This is a genomic window from Planctomycetota bacterium, from assembly GCA_021414025.1.
GTDB lineage: Bacteria > Planctomycetota > Phycisphaerae > Phycisphaerales > SM1A02 > SYAC01.
Map to the genome: position 1 here is coordinate 119,844 of JAIOPG010000004.1, position 17,291 is coordinate 137,134.

14 protein-coding genes and 1 rRNA gene are annotated in these 17,291 nt (G+C 64.5%); 11 read left to right on the plus strand and 4 right to left on the minus strand.

What is annotated here, in order from left to right; genetic code table 11:
• Positions 1-71 precede the first annotated feature (71 nt).
• The 4 genes from K8R92_05115 (at position 72) to K8R92_05130 (ending at position 5,234) form a co-directional block, all read left to right on the plus strand.
• On the plus strand, positions 72-728 hold the full coding sequence (locus K8R92_05115) for a hypothetical protein (GenBank protein ID MCE9619268.1): 657 nt from the start codon (positions 72-74) through the stop codon (positions 726-728).
• A 535-nt stretch (positions 729-1,263) separates the two neighbouring features.
• Positions 1,264-2,752 (plus strand): 16S ribosomal RNA (locus tag K8R92_05120).
• Between the two features lie 274 nt (positions 2,753-3,026).
• Positions 3,027-4,391 carry an MFS transporter gene (locus K8R92_05125; protein ID MCE9619269.1) on the plus strand — a complete coding sequence of 455 codons (1,365 nt, stop codon included), beginning with the start codon at positions 3,027-3,029 and terminating at the stop codon, positions 4,389-4,391.
• Positions 4,392-4,487: 96 nt separating this feature from the next.
• Positions 4,488-5,234, plus strand: a complete 747-nt coding sequence (locus K8R92_05130; protein ID MCE9619270.1) for a hypothetical protein — start codon at positions 4,488-4,490, stop codon at positions 5,232-5,234.
• Between the two features lie 54 nt (positions 5,235-5,288).
• Here the strand turns inward: K8R92_05130 and K8R92_05135 are convergent, their stop codons facing one another.
• Positions 5,289-6,077, minus strand: a complete 789-nt coding sequence (locus K8R92_05135; GenBank protein ID MCE9619271.1) for a hypothetical protein — start codon at positions 6,075-6,077, stop codon at positions 5,289-5,291.
• Positions 6,078-6,183: 106 nt separating this feature from the next.
• Between K8R92_05135 and tkt the strand changes: the two genes are divergently transcribed.
• From tkt to K8R92_05155, 4 genes are all read left to right on the plus strand, one after another.
• Positions 6,184-8,307, plus strand: coding sequence for a transketolase (gene tkt / locus K8R92_05140; protein ID MCE9619272.1), 2,124 nt, complete (start codon positions 6,184-6,186; stop codon positions 8,305-8,307).
• Positions 8,304-8,756 carry a ribose 5-phosphate isomerase B gene (gene rpiB / locus K8R92_05145; GenBank protein MCE9619273.1) on the plus strand — a complete coding sequence of 151 codons (453 nt, stop codon included), beginning with the start codon at positions 8,304-8,306 and terminating at the stop codon, positions 8,754-8,756. The genes tkt and rpiB overlap by 4 nt, the downstream gene beginning before the upstream one ends.
• Positions 8,757-8,837: 81 nt before the next feature.
• Positions 8,838-9,827: an FKBP-type peptidyl-prolyl cis-trans isomerase gene (locus tag K8R92_05150; protein MCE9619274.1), complete on the plus strand. Its 990-nt coding sequence runs from the start codon at positions 8,838-8,840 to the stop codon at positions 9,825-9,827.
• Positions 9,828-9,844: 17 nt separating this feature from the next.
• Positions 9,845-10,189 (plus strand): hypothetical protein, encoded by a 345-nt coding sequence (locus K8R92_05155; protein ID MCE9619275.1) that lies wholly within the window; start codon positions 9,845-9,847, stop codon positions 10,187-10,189.
• A 9-nt stretch (positions 10,190-10,198) separates the two neighbouring features.
• Here K8R92_05155 and K8R92_05160 read toward each other — a convergent pair whose 3' ends face one another.
• The 3 genes from K8R92_05160 to K8R92_05170 are packed head-to-tail and all read right to left on the minus strand — an operon-like array spanning position 10,199 to position 13,242.
• Positions 10,199-11,323 (minus strand): aminopeptidase, encoded by a 1,125-nt coding sequence (locus K8R92_05160; GenBank protein ID MCE9619276.1) that lies wholly within the window; start codon positions 11,321-11,323, stop codon positions 10,199-10,201.
• A gap of 32 nt (positions 11,324-11,355) precedes the next feature.
• On the minus strand, positions 11,356-12,417 hold the full coding sequence (locus K8R92_05165; protein ID MCE9619277.1) for a PLP-dependent transferase: 1,062 nt from the start codon (positions 12,415-12,417) through the stop codon (positions 11,356-11,358).
• Between the two features lie 60 nt (positions 12,418-12,477).
• Positions 12,478-13,242, minus strand: a complete 765-nt coding sequence (locus tag K8R92_05170) for a hypothetical protein (protein ID MCE9619278.1) — start codon at positions 13,240-13,242, stop codon at positions 12,478-12,480.
• Between the two features lie 90 nt (positions 13,243-13,332).
• Between K8R92_05170 and K8R92_05175 the strand changes: the two genes are divergently transcribed.
• From K8R92_05175 to K8R92_05185, 3 genes are all read left to right on the plus strand, one after another.
• Complete coding sequence (locus tag K8R92_05175) at positions 13,333-15,846, plus strand: radical SAM protein (GenBank protein ID MCE9619279.1); 2,514 nt, start codon at positions 13,333-13,335, stop codon at positions 15,844-15,846.
• Between the two features lie 34 nt (positions 15,847-15,880).
• Entirely contained in the window at positions 15,881-16,603 is a 723-nt protein-coding gene (locus K8R92_05180; GenBank protein MCE9619280.1) for an LON peptidase substrate-binding domain-containing protein, read from the plus strand.
• A gap of 127 nt (positions 16,604-16,730) precedes the next feature.
• A complete protein-coding gene (locus tag K8R92_05185; protein ID MCE9619281.1) occupies positions 16,731-17,291 on the plus strand; it encodes a LemA family protein in 561 nt (186 codons plus the stop codon).

Here is a 17,291-nt window from a genome sequence, read left to right on the forward strand (position 1 = left end):
AAACCTGCTGATTTCCGGGATAAAACGCATGATTTTGCATTCGCGCCGCGCGGCGATGCCACGATGCTTCGATGAGCACATCCATTGTTCACAAGGCGTGGGAGTGGTTCGCGCAGTGCGAGGAACACTTTCTTGGACGGGCCCGCACGGACGCGGAGAGCGCCGTCAGGGACGCGCTTCGCCAGCAATCGCCCAAAAAGTTCGCCGCCTTCGAAACCCGGGAGTTGTGCTGCCTCGGCCTCTACCAACCACCTCTTTCGGATCTGGCCCTGGCGGTCAAGAAGAATCGATGGTCGCGAGCGGGCGCACTGCTGGGTCAGGCGCTTGGCCGCAGAGTCGCATCGCGCATGAATGCGGCCCTGAAATCGCAGGGGCACACCTGGATCGTGGTTCCGATTCCGACCCCGTTCCTTCGCCGACTGTCCCGCGGGATTGACCATTCGGACCTCATCGCAGCGTCGGTCGCGCGGGAATTGAACCTGCCCCTATGCCGCGCGCTCTGGCAGCGCTTCGGGCGGACTCAAAAGACCCTGGACCGATCGGGCCGGTTGCGTCGTGTGCAGCGGTTCAAGTCTCGACGCCGGCACCGGCGGGGACTTGCCGGGAAATCCATCCTTCTTGTGGATGACATTCGTACGACCGGGGCCACCATTGAGGAGGCCAGTCGGGTGCTCCGCCAACGCGGGGCGGTTCGGATCGCCGCCGCCGTCATTTGCGTGGTCGAATAGGGGTCCGACGCAGCTTCCGGGCCGCAGAAACGCCTCAATTCCTGCGTTCTCCGGGTTGGGGAGCAGGGGTTATGAACAAAGTGGATTCCGACCCCCTTGGAGTTGACAGGCACGGGGATTTGGTTAGACTCCTCGACCCTGCATTTCCAGCCGGAAGGCTTGAAGGCAGGATTCTCTTTGAAAAGTGAACAGTTTGGATACGCCGCGAGGATGTGCGGTTTTCATGATTTGGTCACGGCCAGATCGTGGGAGCCAGTTCCCATTATTGGGAGCAACTCAGAGATCACAGTCTCTGTTTGTCATATCCTCCGTGAAAGCCAATGACAAGAATTGGTCAATTCAACAACTTTTTCTTCCTGAGCAATCGGGATGGCAAGGTTATGACAAGTGATATGAATCCAACGAGTGAGAACTCGTTGGCTGTCGAGAGATGATTCGACAGAGACCGGCCAAGTCGTTCTTCGGAACGCACTTGGTGGCCAGGTCATCTTCAAGTTTTGAAACAACAGCGGGCTTGCCCGCTTCGTAACGAAATTAAGTGAAGAGTTTGATCCTGGCTCAGATTGAACGCTGGCGGCATGGCTAAAACATGCAAGTTGAACGACTGGAGCAATCCAGAAGTGGCGAAAGGGCGAGGAATAGATTCCCACGTACCCCGAGGCCAGGGATACCCCAGAGAAATCTGGGACAATACCTGATGACATCGGAAACGATCAAAGGTTTACCACCTTGGGAGCGGGGAATCTCCTATCAGCTAGTTGGTGAGGTAACGGCTCACCAAGGCGAAGACGGGTAGCGGGTGTGAGAGCACGGCCCGCCGCATCGAGACTGAGACACTGCTCGGACTCCTACGGGAGGCTGCAGTAACGAATCTTCCGCAATGCACGAAAGTGTGACGGGGCAATGCCGCGTGTGGGATGAAGCCCTTCGGGGTGTAAACCACTGTCAGGGTTCACCAACAACATGAGGAAACCCAAAGGAAGAGCCGGCTAACTCTGTGCCAGCAGCCGCGGTAATACAGAGGGCTCGAGCGTTAATCGGAATCACTGGGCTTAAAGCGTGCGTAGGCGGATTTGAAGGCGCTTTGTGAAATCCCTCGGCTCAACCGAGGAACTGCTTGGCGAACCACAAATCTTGAGGCTGGTAGAGGTGGTCGGAACGATAGGTGGAGCGGTGAAATGCGTAGATATCTATCGGAACACCGAAGGTGAAGACAGGCCACTGGGCCAGTCCTGACGCTGAGGCACGAAAGCGTGGGTAGCAAACGGGATTAGATACCCCGGTAGTCCACGCCGTAAACGATGCGCACTTGGTCGAGGGGGTTGAACGCCTTCTCGGTCGTAGGAAAACTGATTAGTGCGCCGCCTGGGGAGTACGGTCGCAAGATTAAAACTCAAAGGAATTGACGGGGGCTCACACAAGCGGTGGAGCATGTGGCTTAATTCGAAGCAACGCGAAGAACCTTATCCTAGGCTTGACATGCACGGATTAGTTCCCTGAAAGGGGAGTAACGCTCGCAAGAGTGGAACGTGCACAGGTGCTGCATGGCTGTCGTCAGCTCGTGCTGTGAAGTGTCGGGTTAAGTCCCTCAACGAGCGCAACCCCTGTCACTAGTTGCAAACAGGTAATGCTGTGGACTCTAGTGAGACTGCCGGTGTCAAACCGGAGGAAGGTGGGGATGACGTCAAGTCCTCATGGCCCTTATGCCTAGGGCTGCACACGTGCTACAATGGCACCGACAGAACGATGCAAGACCGCAAGGTGGAGCAAATCGCTCAAAAGGTGCCCCAGTTCGGATTGGAGGCTGCAACTCGCCTCCATGAAGTTGGAATCGCTAGTAATCGCGGATCAGCTACGCCGCGGTGAATATGTTCCTGAGCCTTGTACACACCGCCCGTCAAGTCATGGAAGCCGGTAGCGCCCGAAGTCGCCTCATTTCAGAGGTGCCCACGGCGAGGCTGGTGACTGGGACTAAGTCGTAACAAGGTAGCCGTAGGGGAACCTGCGGCTGGATCACCTCCTTTCTATAGGATTTTATAGACGGCTGTCTGAGGGAGACCTCAGCTGTCGCGATCCGTTCACACATCTCTCGCCCGTCAACGTGGGGCAACCCACACCGACGGACAAATCCGGGGCAACCCGGATCCAAGGCGTCCAAACCGTTCATTTCAAAAGAAATCAGTCGGCGTTCAGCGATGAATGCCGATTGCTTGAACACCCCGATCTCGATCGGGGTGTTCTTTTTTTGCCCAAGCCCGGTTTCGGGTAGGCGGCGGGGTGCGCCACCGCGACCTCTCCATGGCGGGCATTTGCTGTACAACTTTGCCTGTGCCGCCGAAATTCGAAGCCGACGATGCGCAGGACCTGGCCGCCCGGGCCACGCCGTGGCTGGCGGTCGCGGTGGCTGCGCTGGGGTACTTCGTCGACCTCTACGACCTGGTGATCTTCAGCGTGGTGCGTGTGGCCAGCCTGGGGAATGACGGGCTGGGACTGCTTCCCGCGGATGCCTCGCAGCGCATCGGCGGATGGGATCGGATCGCCTCCTTGATGCGTGTGACCTTCGGTTTTGAAAAGGGGGACATCACCAGCGCCGGTGTCGCGATCCTGAACGCGCAATTGCTGGGCATGGTGCTGGGCGGATTCGCGTGGGGCATGCTGGGGGACCGGCGCGGTCGTTTGGCGACACTGTTCGGCTCGATCGCGCTCTACTCCACCGCAAACATCGCAACCTCCTTCGTGACCAGCGTTCCGGCGTACGCCGGGTTGCGTTTCATTGCCGGCTTCGGCCTGGCGGGCGAACTGGGCGCGGGCGTGACGCTGGTGAGCGAATTGCTGGGCAAAAGGGCCCGGGGGTGGGGAACCATGATCGTGGCCTTCGCCGGCATGTTTGGCCCGATCGCCGCCAGCTTGGTCGGAGGAACCGTGTCGTGGCGCACCGCCTACATCATTGGCGGAGTGATGGGATTCGCGCTGCTCGCGTTGCGGCTGGGTGTTGCCGAAAGCGGGATCTATGCGCGAGCGGCGCAACGAACAAGACGGCGAGGGGATCCGCGCATGCTGTTCTTTCCGCCGGAGCGGCTGCGTCGATTCGCCTGCGTCGTCTTCCTTGGAACACCGATCTGGTTCGTGGGAGGGGTGATCTTCGTCTTCGCGCCGGAACTGGCGAAGGGCATGGGCCTGACTGGGGAGCCCGTGCGCCCGCCCACCGTGATCATGTGCGGCTACGCCGGAGCCGCGATCGGTGATCTGGCCAGCAGCGCCCTGAGCCAGTGGATGCGCAGCCGAAGAACCGCGATTTCGCTCTTCATCGGACTGCTTGGGATTTCGATCGCGGGACTTTTCATCTTTGGCGGGCGCTCCGCCTTCGCCTTTTACGCATGGACCTTCGCCGCAGGGCTTGCCACCGGATACTGGGCGGTCTTCGTCACGGTGGCGGGCGAATCCTTCGGAACGAATCTGCGGGCCACCGCCGCCACGACGGCGCCCAACCTCGTGCGGGGTTTCGCGGTGATCATCGTGATGGCGTGGGAATTGCTGACGCCCGGCGCGGGCATCATCGGCGCGGCGGCACTGGTGGCTGCGATGGTGCTGGGCCTTGGGCTGCTCGCCGTCTGGCGGCTTCCCGAGCCATTTGATCGCGATCTGGATTTCGAGGAGGCGTGAGTTTTTCGGCCGAATCTCCGCAAGGATTCATCGCCGCAAGCTTGGCAACGCATCATTTTTGCATCATGGGCGGCCAATGCAGTCGATAGGAGGGTGATGAACAACGAGCCGCATCCGCACGGGCAGCACCAGTCCATCTGGCATCCGGAGCGGCGGAAGCACTATCAGAAAGTGGTCAATCCCATGCACTGGCTGCGCAACCGGTGCTTCCCCCTTTTCGTCGCGCTGGTGCTGCTGCTTTTCATCTATCCGCAGTTCGCCAAGGGCGACGACGACACCTCGCTGATCGGCGCCTCGCTCTTCGCGCTGCTGCCCGCCATCGGCGTGATCTCGCTCTCGGGCAAGCGCGGCATCGTGGTCACGCTCATAGCTCTGGTGGTCTGCCTGATCCTCGCTTTCTCCATGGAGAAAGACCTGCGGCACGCCCTGGTCGGCTGGCCCGGCCTGGTCGTGATTGGTTACTACCTGTTTTCCACGGTGCTCGTGGCCCACGCCGTCTTCAAGAAGGACGCGATCCAGGACGACCGAATCTATGGCGGGGTCTCCGTCTACATGCTGATCGGCATCTTCTTCAGCATCATTCACCACCGCATCAACGAGCTGAACCCCGGCGCCTACCAGACCAGCGTGACCAGCATTCCCGCCCTGCAGCAGTTCAACTGGGATGATTTTCTCTACTTCAGCTTCACGACGCTGACCACCATGGGTTACGGCGACATCGTTCCGGTGGCGGCGCGCGCCCGCAGCACTGCCCTGGTCGAAGCGGTGATCGGCGTGCTCTATCCCGCCGTGCTGATCGCGCGTCTGGTGAACTGGCCTTCGTCCGGCGCCGCCAAGACATGACACCAACATGGTGGCCGGACGCTTCGGTTCCGGGTCAACCGACCGGGTGTGACTTCAGTCGTTGAAGCCTTCGACCGAGCCGGCACCGTAGGTCAGCATGCCCGAGCCGTCGCCCATGAAGGGATTCCAGGTCACCGGGACCCCGGCCCCATTGTTGCCGACGCGGGCGTTCGTGTTGTTGACATACATGCCTCCGCCGCCGGCACCGTCCACACCTCCGCCTGGAGTGGAAGTTCGGACATTCATCGGATTGACGGCCTGGTTCATGTCGTCGGGATTCACATATTGCGCTTGGGCGTAGCCCGGCTGCACATTGCCCACGAATCCGCCGCCATTCTCATAGTGGTAGTGGTAGTGAACATGGTTCATGGCCTCGCTTTGCAGGGCGTCGGGATTGACCATGCCGCCGGGATTGTTGTAGCCGGCGCCCCGTGGAATCGAGCTCTGGTTCGGCAGCGCCGTGCCGGGAGTGCTCCAGGTATTTTCATTTCCATTCGGATCCTGTTGCAACTGGCTGGTGGGAATGGATCGGTCGGTGTTGCGGGGATCGCCGCCGGCGGGGACCGGAACCGATTGCTGCGGAGGCATCGGCGCGGGCCGTCCGGAGGGCCGAACCTGCGGAGACGCTTGCGCCCCCTGGACGCTGCGGATGCCGGGCTGGGCGGACGCAGGTGGCTGCGCTCCCGCCGGCGTCGCCGGAGCCGGCGCGGGTTTGGTCTGGGGCGTCGCAGGTTGCGTGGGCGGAGTGTTTTGAGCCGCCGCGAGCGCGGCGGTCAACACCATGGCGGCGGCAATCGGTGCAACGATGGTTCGCGGAAAACGGAAGGTGCTCTTTGGATTCATGGCGGGGTCTCCTGGGGAAATCCTATCCAGTTCGACTTCATTCGATCGGACATTCTTGCGGTTCGTCGGTACCCTGAAGTTCCGCCCCCTTGCAAGGAAACATCGAATGACCACCGCGACCGTCTCAGCGTCCACGCCCGCAACGCCCTATGCCGGCACTCCCGGGAATGTGCCCGTGGAGGACGTGCTCGCCATCAATACCATTCGGACACTCTCAATGGACGCGGTGCAGGCCGCCAACAGCGGCCACCCGGGCACGCCGATGGCGCTGGCGCCGGTGGCCTACGCCCTCTGGCAGAACGATTTGAAGTTCGACCCGGCCGATCCGCTTTGGCCCAACCGCGACCGCTTCGTTTTGAGCAACGGCCACGCGTGCATGCTGCTCTACAGCCTGCTGCATCTGTCGCGCACCCAGGAAGTGGGCAAGAACGGCAAACCCACGGGCAAGCCGGCGGTTCCGCTCGAGTCGATCAAGGCGTTCCGCCAGCTGGACAGCCTCTGTCCGGGTCATCCGGAGCACGGCTGGACCAGTGGGCTTGAAACCACGACCGGTCCGCTGGGGCAGGGCCTGGGAAATTCGGTGGGCATGGCAATGGCCTCGAAGTGGCTGGCCGCGACCTTCAACCGTCCCGGCTACGAGCTATTCAATTTCCGCACCTACGCGATCTGCGGCGATGGCTGCATGATGGAGGGGATCAGCGGCGAGGCGGCGAGCATTGCGGGCCATCTGCAGTTGGACAACCTCGTCTGGATCTATGACAACAACCGCATCACGATCGAGGGGGCGACCGACCTCGCCTACAGCGACGATCCCTCCACCCGTTTCCTGGGCTACGGCTGGAACGTGCTGCGCGTCGGGGACGCCAACGATCTGGACACGGTGGTCCGGACGCTTGCGGTCGCGGCGCAGACGAAGGGCCGGCCGACACTTATCGTGGTGGACAGCCACATCGGATTCGGATCGGCGCGGCAGGACACCTGCACCGCCCACGGGGAGCCACTGGGCGAGGAAGTGATCCGCAAGACGAAGAAGCTCTACGGCTGGCCCGAGGACGCCAAATTCCTGGTGCCCGATGGCGTGATGCAGCGCTTCGCCGAGGGCGTGGGCAAGCATGGCCGCGAGGCGAATGCGGCGTGGAAAACTTTGTTCGCGAATTACGCCAAGCAATTTCCCGACCTGGCGAAGCAGCTCCAGCAGATGTGGAGCCGCGAGCTGCCCCAGGGATGGGATTCGGAGATCCCGGTGTTCCCTGCGGACGCCAAGGGCATGGCCAGCCGCGTCTCCGGCGGGAAAGTGCTCAACGCGATCGCGAAGAAAGTTCCCTGGATGATCGGCGGCTCCGCCGACCTGACCCCCAGCACCAAAACGGCCATCGACGGCGCCGCGAGTTTTCAGGCGGGAAGCTACGGCGGACGCAATCTTCACTTCGGCATCCGCGAGCACGCAATGGGCGCCCTCTGCAACGGTCTCGCGCTGAGCGGACTGCGCCCCTACGGAAGCGGATTCATGATCTTCAGCGATTACATGCGCGGCTCGATGCGCCTGAGCGCCTTTATGGATCTGCCCGTGATCTACGTCTTCACGCACGATTCGATCGGCGTGGGCGAGGATGGCCCGACCCATCAGCCGATCGAGCAACTGCCCGGGCTTCGCGCCGTGCCGGGGCTTTTGGTGTTCCGTCCTGCGGATGCCAATGAAACCGCGGAATGCTGGAGAGCCGCCATGACGCACACGCATGCCACCAGCGTGCTGGCGCTGACCCGGCAGGATCTTCCCACGATCGATCGAAGCCTTTACGCCAAGGCCGACGGCTGCGCCAAGGGCGCCTATGTGCTCAGCGACGCCAAGGGCGGCGCCGCCCAGGCGATCCTGATCGGCACCGGAAGCGAAGTGAACCTCTGCCTGCAAACCCAGGAACTTCTGGCCAAGGAAGGCATTGCCACTCGCGTGGTGAGCATGCCCTGCTGGCAATTGTTCCAGAAGCAGGACCAGGCCTACCGAGACTCGGTGCTCCCGCCTGCGATGCGGACTCGCATTGCCGTTGAGATGTCCAATCCGCTGGGATGGGAACGGTGGGTCGGATTGGACGGCGCGATCGTCGGCATGCACACCTTCGGCGCCAGCGCGCCATTCAAGCAGCTCCTGAAGAAATTCGGCTTCGAGCCCGAGCCCGTCGCCGCCGTGGTGCGGGCGACCATCGCCAGGAACAAGACGGGGGCGGCGCGATGAACATCGTGATGGCCTCGGACCATGCCGGCTTTGAATTGAAGGAGTCGCTGAAGAAGCTGGTGGCGTCGCTCGGGCACAAGGTCAACGACGTCGGCGCCCACACCTACGACGCCGAGGATGACTACCCCGATTTTGCCGCCGCTCTCTGCAAGGTCCTTCGGGCGGGGCAGGCCGATCGCGGCATCCTGCTGTGCGGCTCCGGCGTCGGGGCCAGCATCGCGGCCAACAAGTTCAAGGGCATCCGCGCCGGTAACTGCGAGGACTACTACTCGGCGCACCAGGGCGTGGAGCACGACGACATGAACGTGCTGGTGCTGGGAGGCAGGATCGTGGGGGCGTCGCTGGCCGAGGACATGGTTCGCGGCTATCTGGCGGCAAAATTCAGCGGCGAAGCCCGCCACCTGCGTAGGCTGAACAAGGTGAAAGCCATCGAACAAGGAGAGGTCTAGGCGGTCAGCGGGCGACTGCGAATCCGCGCTTCTTGGATTAGCATCGCCGCGCGGCTTTGGTCCGCTTCACAGGAGAATTGCATGCAAGCTCGCCCTCATCGTTTCATTGGAATGCTCGCCGCGTTTTGCGCGTCGTCGCTCATGTCGACGGCCCTCGCCCAGGGGGCCGCTCCGCCTCCGGGCGACGTGGACTATTCGCAACTTCCGCCCGATCCCAAGACGCTTGAAGTGGAGCTGGCAACCTTCAAGATGGATGCCGGCGCCGCCATGAAGGCCGCCGCCGAGGCCACCGGCGGCAAGGTCATGACGATGCGGATCCTGAAGAACAAGGACAAGGTGGACTACGAGTTGATCTGCATGCAGAACGGGCTGCCCTCGCGCGTGCTGATCGACGCCAAGAGCGGCGAGCTCCGCGTGGCCAAGCTTGAGGCCCTGGCTGCGGTGGAGAAAGCCCTCGTGGCGGTGCCCGGCAAAGTGGGCAACGTGGAGGGCGACCTGATGGGGGATCCGCCGACTTGGAAGGTCTCGGTCTTCGCCGGCGGCAAGAGTCATCTGGTCAGCGTGAACGCGATCGACGGATCGATCGTCTCCGATCAGGTGGCGTCGCAGTTGCCGGGAGAGGCGACCGACCTTCCGATGCAGGGTGAGTTCGGCGGAGTTCAATGGATCGTGCTCAAGGAAGGCACGGGAGCATCACCCAAGGGCCCCGACTCGATGGTGAAGGTGAACTACACCGGCTATCTCGTCAACGGAGTCAAGTTCGACAGCAGCGTCGACCGCGGCAAACCGCTGGAGTCTCGCCTGGACCGCCTGATCAAGGGCTGGACGCAGGGCGTGATGGCCATGAAGGTCGGCGAGAAGCGCAAGTTGATCATTCCCTACAACCTGGCATGGGGCGACACAGGACGCCCGCCGATGATTCCGCCCAGGGCGGCGGTGATTTTCGACGTGGAGCTGCTCGACACCGACATGGCGCCGCCCGCTCCCAGGACCACCTTGCCCGCCGTGCCGCCGGCAACGGCACCGGCCACTCCAGCGGGTGGTGCGACACCGCCCAAGGGCGGCGGATGAAACCGAAGGAGGCCGCGATGTCCGTCGATCGACTTCAACACGCCCGTGCGCATTGGCGGACCGTGGCCGCAGCGCTGAGCATCGGATCGTTGGCGTGCCTTGCGTCCTGCGGCAAGACGCCGGATTCCAAGCCCGTGGTTGTGCCCAAGGCCGCGGGAAATCGCGAGAGCACCTACGGCAAGGCGATGGACAGCGCGGAGAATCTCAAGGCCAAGGTCGCCGACTACAACGAGAGCATCGAGCAGACCATCGATCAGGGCACCAAGGCGGAGCCGCCGCCGAAGAAGCCGAAGGATCCAAAGGAACCGCCGGGAACTCCGCCGGCCGACACGCCGAAGCCGCCGACCTATCCGCCGGAATGATTCGGCTCGTCACGCCAGCTTGTCGGGGTTGAGTCCCTCGAGATCCTTCACGACGAAGATGCCGTCCTTTCGGATCACCTCGCCGTCGAAGGAGATGGTGCCGCCGCCGTACTCGGGACGCTGGATGCAGACCAGGTCCCAGTGGATGTCGCTCTTGTTGCCGTTGTCGGTCTCCTCGTAGCAGCGGCCCGGCGTGAAATGGAAGCTGCCGGCGATCTTCTCGTCGAAGAGGATGTCCTTCATGGCGTCGCGGATGTGCGGGTGGAAGCCGATGGCGAACTCTCCGACATAGCGGGCCCCCTCGTCGGTGTTGAAGATGCTCTCCAGCAAGGCCTTGTCGCCGGAGGCACAGTCGGTTTTCACGATTTTCCCCTTGGAGAACTCCAGGCGGATGCTTTCGAAACTGTTGCCGTTGTGCAGCGTGGGCGTGTTGTACTGCAGCACGCCCTCGACGCTGTCGCGCACCGGCGCCGTGAAGACTTCGCCGTCGGGAATGTTGCGGTCGCCGCAGCAGGGGACCACGCCGATGCCCTTGATGCTGAAGCGCAGGTCGGTGGCGCCGGGGCCCTTGATGTGCACCTTGTCGGTCCGCTCCATGCGGGCGGCCAGCGGCTTGGCGGCCTTGTCCATCGCGGCGTAGTCCAGCGTGCAGACGCGGAAGTAGAAATCCTCGAAGTCCTGCGTGCTGGTCTGGGCCAGCTGCGCCATGCTGGGCGAGGGCCATCGCAGCACGCACCAGCGCGTGTGGTTGATGCGGCGTTCGAAGTGGACGGGCTTCTGGTAGAGGCGGCCCAGGGACTTCATCTGCGTATCGGCGATGCCGCGCATCTCGCTGGCGTTGTCGGCGCCGCGCACGCCGATGTAGCACTGCATGCGCTTCATGCGATCAAAGTCGAACTCGCCCCAGACGCGGAGGCCATCCTCGCCCCCCTGATTCAGTTCGCGCATGACTCGGTTGCGACGCGTCTCCACGTGAGGGTGGCCCTTGGCGGCGCGGGCGGCCTCGCACAGGGCGACCGCGATTTCGTCGGGGCAGTCGAAGGTTTCGATCAGCACATGCTCGCCCTTGGCCAGCTTGACGGAGTGGTTGATCAGGAGGTCGGCCAGACGGCGGATGCGTGGATCGGTGAGCATGGCGGCAAATGTAGCCGCTCGGTCGACTCCGCTCAGCCGCGCCGGGAGGAACCGGCCAGCTCGCGGGCGACCTCACCGAACTGGGCAATGGCATGGGTGATGTGCGCCGAAGTGACATCGAGGTGGGTGACGGCGCGAAGCCGCGCGGGATCCAGGGGCAGCGTGCGGACGCCGCGCTTTTCCAGGGCCGCGGTGAATTGCGCCGCGCTGCCCAGGGAAGGGTCGACGTTCACAAAGACCATGTTGGAAGGGATGGAATCGGGTGCCGCGTGGGGACGCAGGCCGGAGACGCGGCCCACGCCTTCGGCGAGTTGCTTTGCATGTCGATGGTCCTCGGCGAGCCGCTTGATGTTGTGGTCCAGCGCGAAGAGGGCGGCGCCGGCAAGCAGGCCGCTCTGGCGCATGCCGCCGCCGAACATCTTGCGGAAGCGGCGGGCGCGCTCGATCATCTTTCGGGTTCCGCACAACGCTGAGCCCGCGGGGCAGCCGAGTCCCTTCGAGAAGCAGACGCTGATCGAGTCGGCATGCTCGGCGAAGGCGCCGGGCTCATATCCGCCGGCGACGCAGGCGTTCCAGAGCCTCGCGCCATCAACGTGGATGAGCAGGCCAATGTCGCGAGCCTTGGTTGCGACGCACTTGAAGGCCTGGAGGGTCCAGACGGTCCCGCCGCCACGGTTGTGCGTGTTCTCCACCACCAGCAGGCGCGGCCGCGGCGCGTGGATGTTCGCCGGGCGGTGCGCGGCGGCAACATCGTCGGCGGTGAAGATGCCGCCTTCACCCTCCAGCGGATTAATCATGCAGCCGGAAAGCGCGGCGGGGGCTCCGGTCTCGTAGTGAATGATGTGGCTGTCGTGGTGGGCGACGATCTCATCGCCGCTCTCGCACTGCGACTTGATGGCGAGCTGGTTGGCCATGGTGCCGCTGGGCGTGAAGAGCGCGGCCTCTTTGCCCAGCAGATGCGCGATCCGCTCCTCGAGTTTCTGGACCGTCGGTTCGTCGCCGAGCACGTCGTCGCCCAGCGGCGCAGCGCGCATTGCCTGCCACATGGCCTCGCTGGGGCGAGTCACGGTGTCGGATCGAAGGTCGGCGATCATGCTCACGCGGCCACTGTACGAGCCCGAAGCGGCGGATGCGAGGCGCGGCGAATGGGAAATTTAGTTGCGACGGGGGGACTGTGCGATTTCGCCGCCGCCCAGCGGAGTCAGCGTCAGGCCACCCGCGTTCTCGATCTGCAGTTCGTAAACCTGGCCCGCGGAGACGGGCTTGTAGACCGCCTCTCCCTGTGCCACGCGGATCCCCTCGCGCGCGGCGGCCTCCGGATTGCTGGCCAGCCGCCAGAATCCCTTCCAGACCGACTGCTCGAAGCGCTGCGGCTCGCCCGCCGCGTAGCCATCGGGCACGCTTCCCGGCGTGTCGATGGGAAAACCATCCTTGGGCTTCATGGCGTCGGAGTAGATGCGGCGCAGCAGCACCAGCGAGCGGCCGCGCAGAAAATCGTCGGCGACCACGGACTCCTGCGGGAATCGCACCGTCCACGCGTCGACGAAGAGGGTTGTGCCGGGAATCGTGTAGGAGCGCCGGCCGACCTCGCGGCCATGCTCATCCATCTCGATCCAGTTCAAGGTGGTAGTCAGCGTGTTCGGGTCCAACGCGGCGGCGGCCTTGGCGGAGAGCGGCGTCTTGGCGGGATCGTTGGCGAGTTGTTGCGAGCGGATCTCGACGCGACCGATCCGGCGGGTCTTGCCCAGCCGCTCCGACATTTCCTGCCGCAGCGCCTTCTGATGCTCGATCTCGACTTCGAGCCGGGCCACCTCGCGCTGCAACTGCACCGTGCGCATGATGGAGATGGCAAGCCAGCCGCCGCCGGCCACCAGGGCCAGGGCCAGACTGAGGGAAAGGATTCGAACGAGGCTGCGCATCGTTCAGGAACATCGGCACAATGGGGATCGGGGACGCAAAAGTCGCGTTCGATAGAGGGCGGGCGCGATGGAAAGCGATACGCTGGGGCCGTGACGGACGCATCGAATCAAGAGAGCCTGCAACTGTGCCGGGCGGTGTCCGAGGCCCTGCGCGGCGATGCCATGACCGGTGCCTGGGCCGACCGCATGAAGGGGCAGCCGGGCGTGTTGGTCTCAGGAGGTCCCAGCCTCTCCCGCAATGGCGAGGTGCTGGCCGACCGCGATTTCTTCGACCGCTTCGTTCTGGTGGCGACCGCCGCCGCCGCGGGATCGCTGCGCGCGATGGAGCTGAAGCCGCAATTGGTCGCCGCGACCGCGCCCCTGGGCGAGGCGATCCGGCAATGGCTGCACTCCATGAACGCCAATTGCGTCTGCGCCGTCGAGCAGGCCGGCGCGGATTGCGGCGGCATCGGCCTGCCCGCGCCGGCGGGCTTGGTCGACTCGCTGCTGGGACACCTGTTGTTGCGGCATCTGGGCTGCGACCCGGTGGTGCTGGTCGGATTCGACCTGGCCTTCATCGACGGCGTCGCCCACGCCAAGGGCAACGAGCTCGACCTGGAGTGGAGCGCGCAGATTTCTCCGGTGCGAAGCTGGGACTGGTGGCACGCCCATTGGATCGCCGGTCACTCGCGCGACCTGCGGGCCGAGCCCGCGCGGAGCGGGCAGAGCGTGCTCACCAACCGCGAGCTGCAGCGCGAGTTGCAACTGCTCGAGGCGGCCTTCGCCCAGGACCTGACCCAGGGTTTGCAGGTGATCGACGCGACCGAAGGGGGAGTGGCCAAGCGCAACGTCCAGGAGGAAGCGCTGTCGGAGTGCATGGCCCGTCTCGCGACGAACCGAAATCCCAAGATGCGATGGGCGCAGCGGACCCGTTCGAAGGCGTCGGCGGCGAAGACGGTGGTGGTCATCCGCGAGGCGCCGCGCGTGGCCGCGGTGCTGGCGATCGATCCGGCGCGCGGAGGCACGGGCGTGGAGCGCTCGCTGGAGCTGGAGTTCGGCGGCCGATCGGTGCTGCGCCGAACGATCGACCGGCTTCTGCAGAGCGAGGAGATCGAGCATGTCTGCCTGGTGGCGCCGGAGAACTGGGATCACCGCGCGGCCCTGGAAGGACTTGAACCCAACTCGCATCTCCACCTGCTGCGCGTGCCCGGCTCCGCCTTCGGTTCGGGCCACGGGGACATCCGCCTGGCGCGGGCGTGGAGCGACTCCTGCTGCCGCGGCGGAATCGCGAATCTCTCCGTCTACGACGAGGCGTATTCCGCCAAGGCGGCGCTGCAAGCCTGCGAGGAGGTTCACGCCAACGCCGCGCTGATCTGCGGCGCCGATTGGCCGCTGATCGCCGTGCAGGAGTCCTGGGGGGTGCGTGGTCTCGTGCAGCGCTGGCGCGAGGCGGCCGAGCCGTTGAAATTCGTCTGTTCGCTTGCGGCGGTCGGCGTCGGATCATGCCTGCTGCCGATCGAAAGCGTGCGGCTGCTGGCCGGAGGGTCCGCGGTTTCCATCGGCCAGTGGATCGAGGAGGTCGCCGACGAGCTGGAGGCCGGCGGCGCGGCGAAGCTCGGTCCGATCGTGGCCGTCCCGCAATACGCCGCGAGCGTGGCCGAGCGCCTGATCATGGACACGCCACGATCGATCCAGCGCATCCGGCGGGCGCTGGAGCCCTTGCTGCACGGTTCCGAACTCTCCGCGCTGGCGCAGTTCGAGGCACTGGACCGCCACGCGGGCGCGCCGCCGACCTTCGTACCCCAGCTGCTCACCATCGAGCTCAACACCGGGCGCCGCGGCTGCGGTCTGGCCAGTCCGCACCGATTCGGCACGTTGCAGCGACCCACGATGACGCCCAAGCGGATGGACCGGATCCTCTCGCGGATTTCCGAGACCCGCGATGTGGTCGTGACCCTGGCCGGCGCCGGCGATCCACTGGTGCACCCCGACGTTGCCGCGTTCGCGGCGCAGATCCGCAGGGCGGGCGCGCTCTCCCTTGCGGTGCGCAGCGAGCTGCTCTCGCCCGACGCCCTGGAGAAGCTGGCGGAGATCGATCCCGATGTGGTTACCGTCGACCTGCATGCGACGAACTCCGAGGAATACTCGCGCATGATGGGCTACGACCGGTTTGACTTTGTGCAGGAGGCGATCGAGCGCGTGATCCGCGGCCGGCGCCGCGAGCCGGGCGCCGCCGAATGGATCGCCCGCCCCTGGGTGCTGCCGCGCATCGAGCGCTTGCGCGACATGGTGGACCGCATCGCCGAATTCGGCGAGCGCTGGCGGAACCGGGCCGGGGGCTATTGCGTCGACTCGCCGCCGCAGGTCGACCCGTGGGGCGACCCCATCCCGGACGCGCCGATCTCAGCGGAAGGTTGGATCTACGGCAGCAGCCACCAAGATCGATCGGCCCTCACGGTGCTTTCGGATGGCCGCGTGCCCGCCCGCAACGACGACCTGCTGGGCACCACCTCGGTCGGCAGCGTGGACAGCGAGGAATTGCTCACGCTCTTCCGCTACGCGCGGCAGCACCGGGCGCGGACGGCGGTCAAGCGGCATGAACTGCTCTCCTTCGTGGAAAGGTGACGCGGCGGGGCGCGGCCCCTAGCATTGACCCGTCATGCGCGACTCCATCGTGGTTGATTTCAATCGGCCCATCCCGCTCTTTCCGCTGGCGTGCGTCTCGCTTCTGCCGCACGCGGTCCAGGGGTTGCACATCTTTGAGCCGCGCTACCGGCAGATGGTGGAGGACGCGCTGCGCCAGATGCGCCCCGGCAATCTGCTGACCGCGGGTCCCATCGCCATGGCGACCATCGGCGGCCAAGCCTTCGACGCGGTCGGTGCCTCGCCCAAGCTGCGACCCGCGGTGTGCGTGGGCCAGATCGTGCAACACGAGAGGCTCAAGGATGGCCGGCACAACATTGTGTTGCACGGCGTCTGCCGGGCGCGCATCAAGGAGATCCAGGAGCCGGGCGCGCTGCGGGCCTACCGCACGGCTCTGCTGCAGCCGATCGACCCTCCCAACCAGACGCCGCCCAAGATGAAGGCGGCGCGAAAGGTCCTGCAGGAGCTTCTGCACCGGCCGTTGTTGCAGAAGCTGGCGAGCGTGAAGACCGTCGCCCAGTGGGCGGACCGTGCGGACATGCCCACGCACGCGGTGATCGAGCTGGTCGGGGCGGCGATCCTGCGCGACGAAGGGACGCGCTACCAACTGCTGGCCTGCGGCAATCCGTGGGAGCGGGCGCAGCTGGTGGCGGGGGAGATCGCCAAGCTGGAGGGGGTGGTGGCGGCGGCCGAGGCGCAGGGCGCGGCCAAGTGGCCCAAGGGACTCAGCTGGAATTGATTTTCGATTGGACGCGAGGCGCGGAACTGTTCGCCGACGGAAGGAACGGGTATCTTTCCCCTCGAGCCGATCTTGAATTGCATGCGAGGCCGGCGCGCTGAGCCGGTCAACCCCAGGAGAATTTCACATGCTTGTTCCCATCGTTCTGGCCTGTGTGATTGGCGGCGTCATCCTGATCGCTTCGGTGATCGGCATCTACAACGGCCTGCAGCGCCGTCGCATTGCCGCCGAGGGCGCCTTCGCCGACATCGACGTCGAGCTGCGCCGGCGCCACGACCTGATCCCCAACCTGGTGGAGACGGTCAAGGGTTATGCCTCGCACGAAAAGGAAACGCTCTCTGCCGTCATGCAGGCGCGGGCCGCCGCGACGCAGGCGCGCACGCTGCCTGACCGGGTGGCGGCCGAGGGACAGCTAACGCAAACGCTCGGGCGGTTGATGGCCGTCGCCGAGGCCTACCCAAACCTGAAGGCGGATGGCGGCTTCATCAAGCTGCAGGGCGAGCTTGCGGAAACTGAGAACCGCATCGGCGGACAACGACAGGGCTTCAACCAGGCCGTGGCCTCCTTCAACGAAGCGATCGCGGTTTTCCCCTCCAACATCGTCGCCGGCATCTTCGGCTTCACCAAACTGGACTTCTTCAAGGAAGACAACGAGGCGGCGCGGTCGGCTCCCCAGGTGAAGTTCTAG

Excerpts from the sequence above, each read along its gene's own strand:
- K8R92_05115 (MCE9619268.1), top strand. The coding sequence starts at position 72 with ATGAGCACATCCATTGTTCACAAGGCGTGGGAGTGGTTCGCGCAGTGC.
- K8R92_05125 (MCE9619269.1), top strand. The coding sequence starts at position 3,027 with ATGGCGGGCATTTGCTGTACAACTTTGCCTGTGCCGCCGAAATTCGAA.
- K8R92_05130 (MCE9619270.1), top strand. The coding sequence starts at position 4,488 with ATGAACAACGAGCCGCATCCGCACGGGCAGCACCAGTCCATCTGGCAT.
- K8R92_05135 (MCE9619271.1), bottom strand. The coding sequence starts at position 6,077 with ATGAATCCAAAGAGCACCTTCCGTTTTCCGCGAACCATCGTTGCACCG.
- tkt (MCE9619272.1), top strand. The coding sequence starts at position 6,184 with ATGACCACCGCGACCGTCTCAGCGTCCACGCCCGCAACGCCCTATGCC.
- rpiB (MCE9619273.1), top strand. The coding sequence starts at position 8,304 with ATGAACATCGTGATGGCCTCGGACCATGCCGGCTTTGAATTGAAGGAG.
- K8R92_05150 (MCE9619274.1), top strand. The coding sequence starts at position 8,838 with ATGCAAGCTCGCCCTCATCGTTTCATTGGAATGCTCGCCGCGTTTTGC.
- K8R92_05155 (MCE9619275.1), top strand. The coding sequence starts at position 9,845 with ATGTCCGTCGATCGACTTCAACACGCCCGTGCGCATTGGCGGACCGTG.
- K8R92_05160 (MCE9619276.1), bottom strand. The coding sequence starts at position 11,323 with ATGCTCACCGATCCACGCATCCGCCGTCTGGCCGACCTCCTGATCAAC.
- K8R92_05165 (MCE9619277.1), bottom strand. The coding sequence starts at position 12,417 with ATGATCGCCGACCTTCGATCCGACACCGTGACTCGCCCCAGCGAGGCC.
- K8R92_05170 (MCE9619278.1), bottom strand. The coding sequence starts at position 13,242 with ATGCGCAGCCTCGTTCGAATCCTTTCCCTCAGTCTGGCCCTGGCCCTG.
- K8R92_05180 (MCE9619280.1), top strand. The coding sequence starts at position 15,881 with ATGCGCGACTCCATCGTGGTTGATTTCAATCGGCCCATCCCGCTCTTT.
- K8R92_05185 (MCE9619281.1), top strand. The coding sequence starts at position 16,731 with ATGCTTGTTCCCATCGTTCTGGCCTGTGTGATTGGCGGCGTCATCCTG.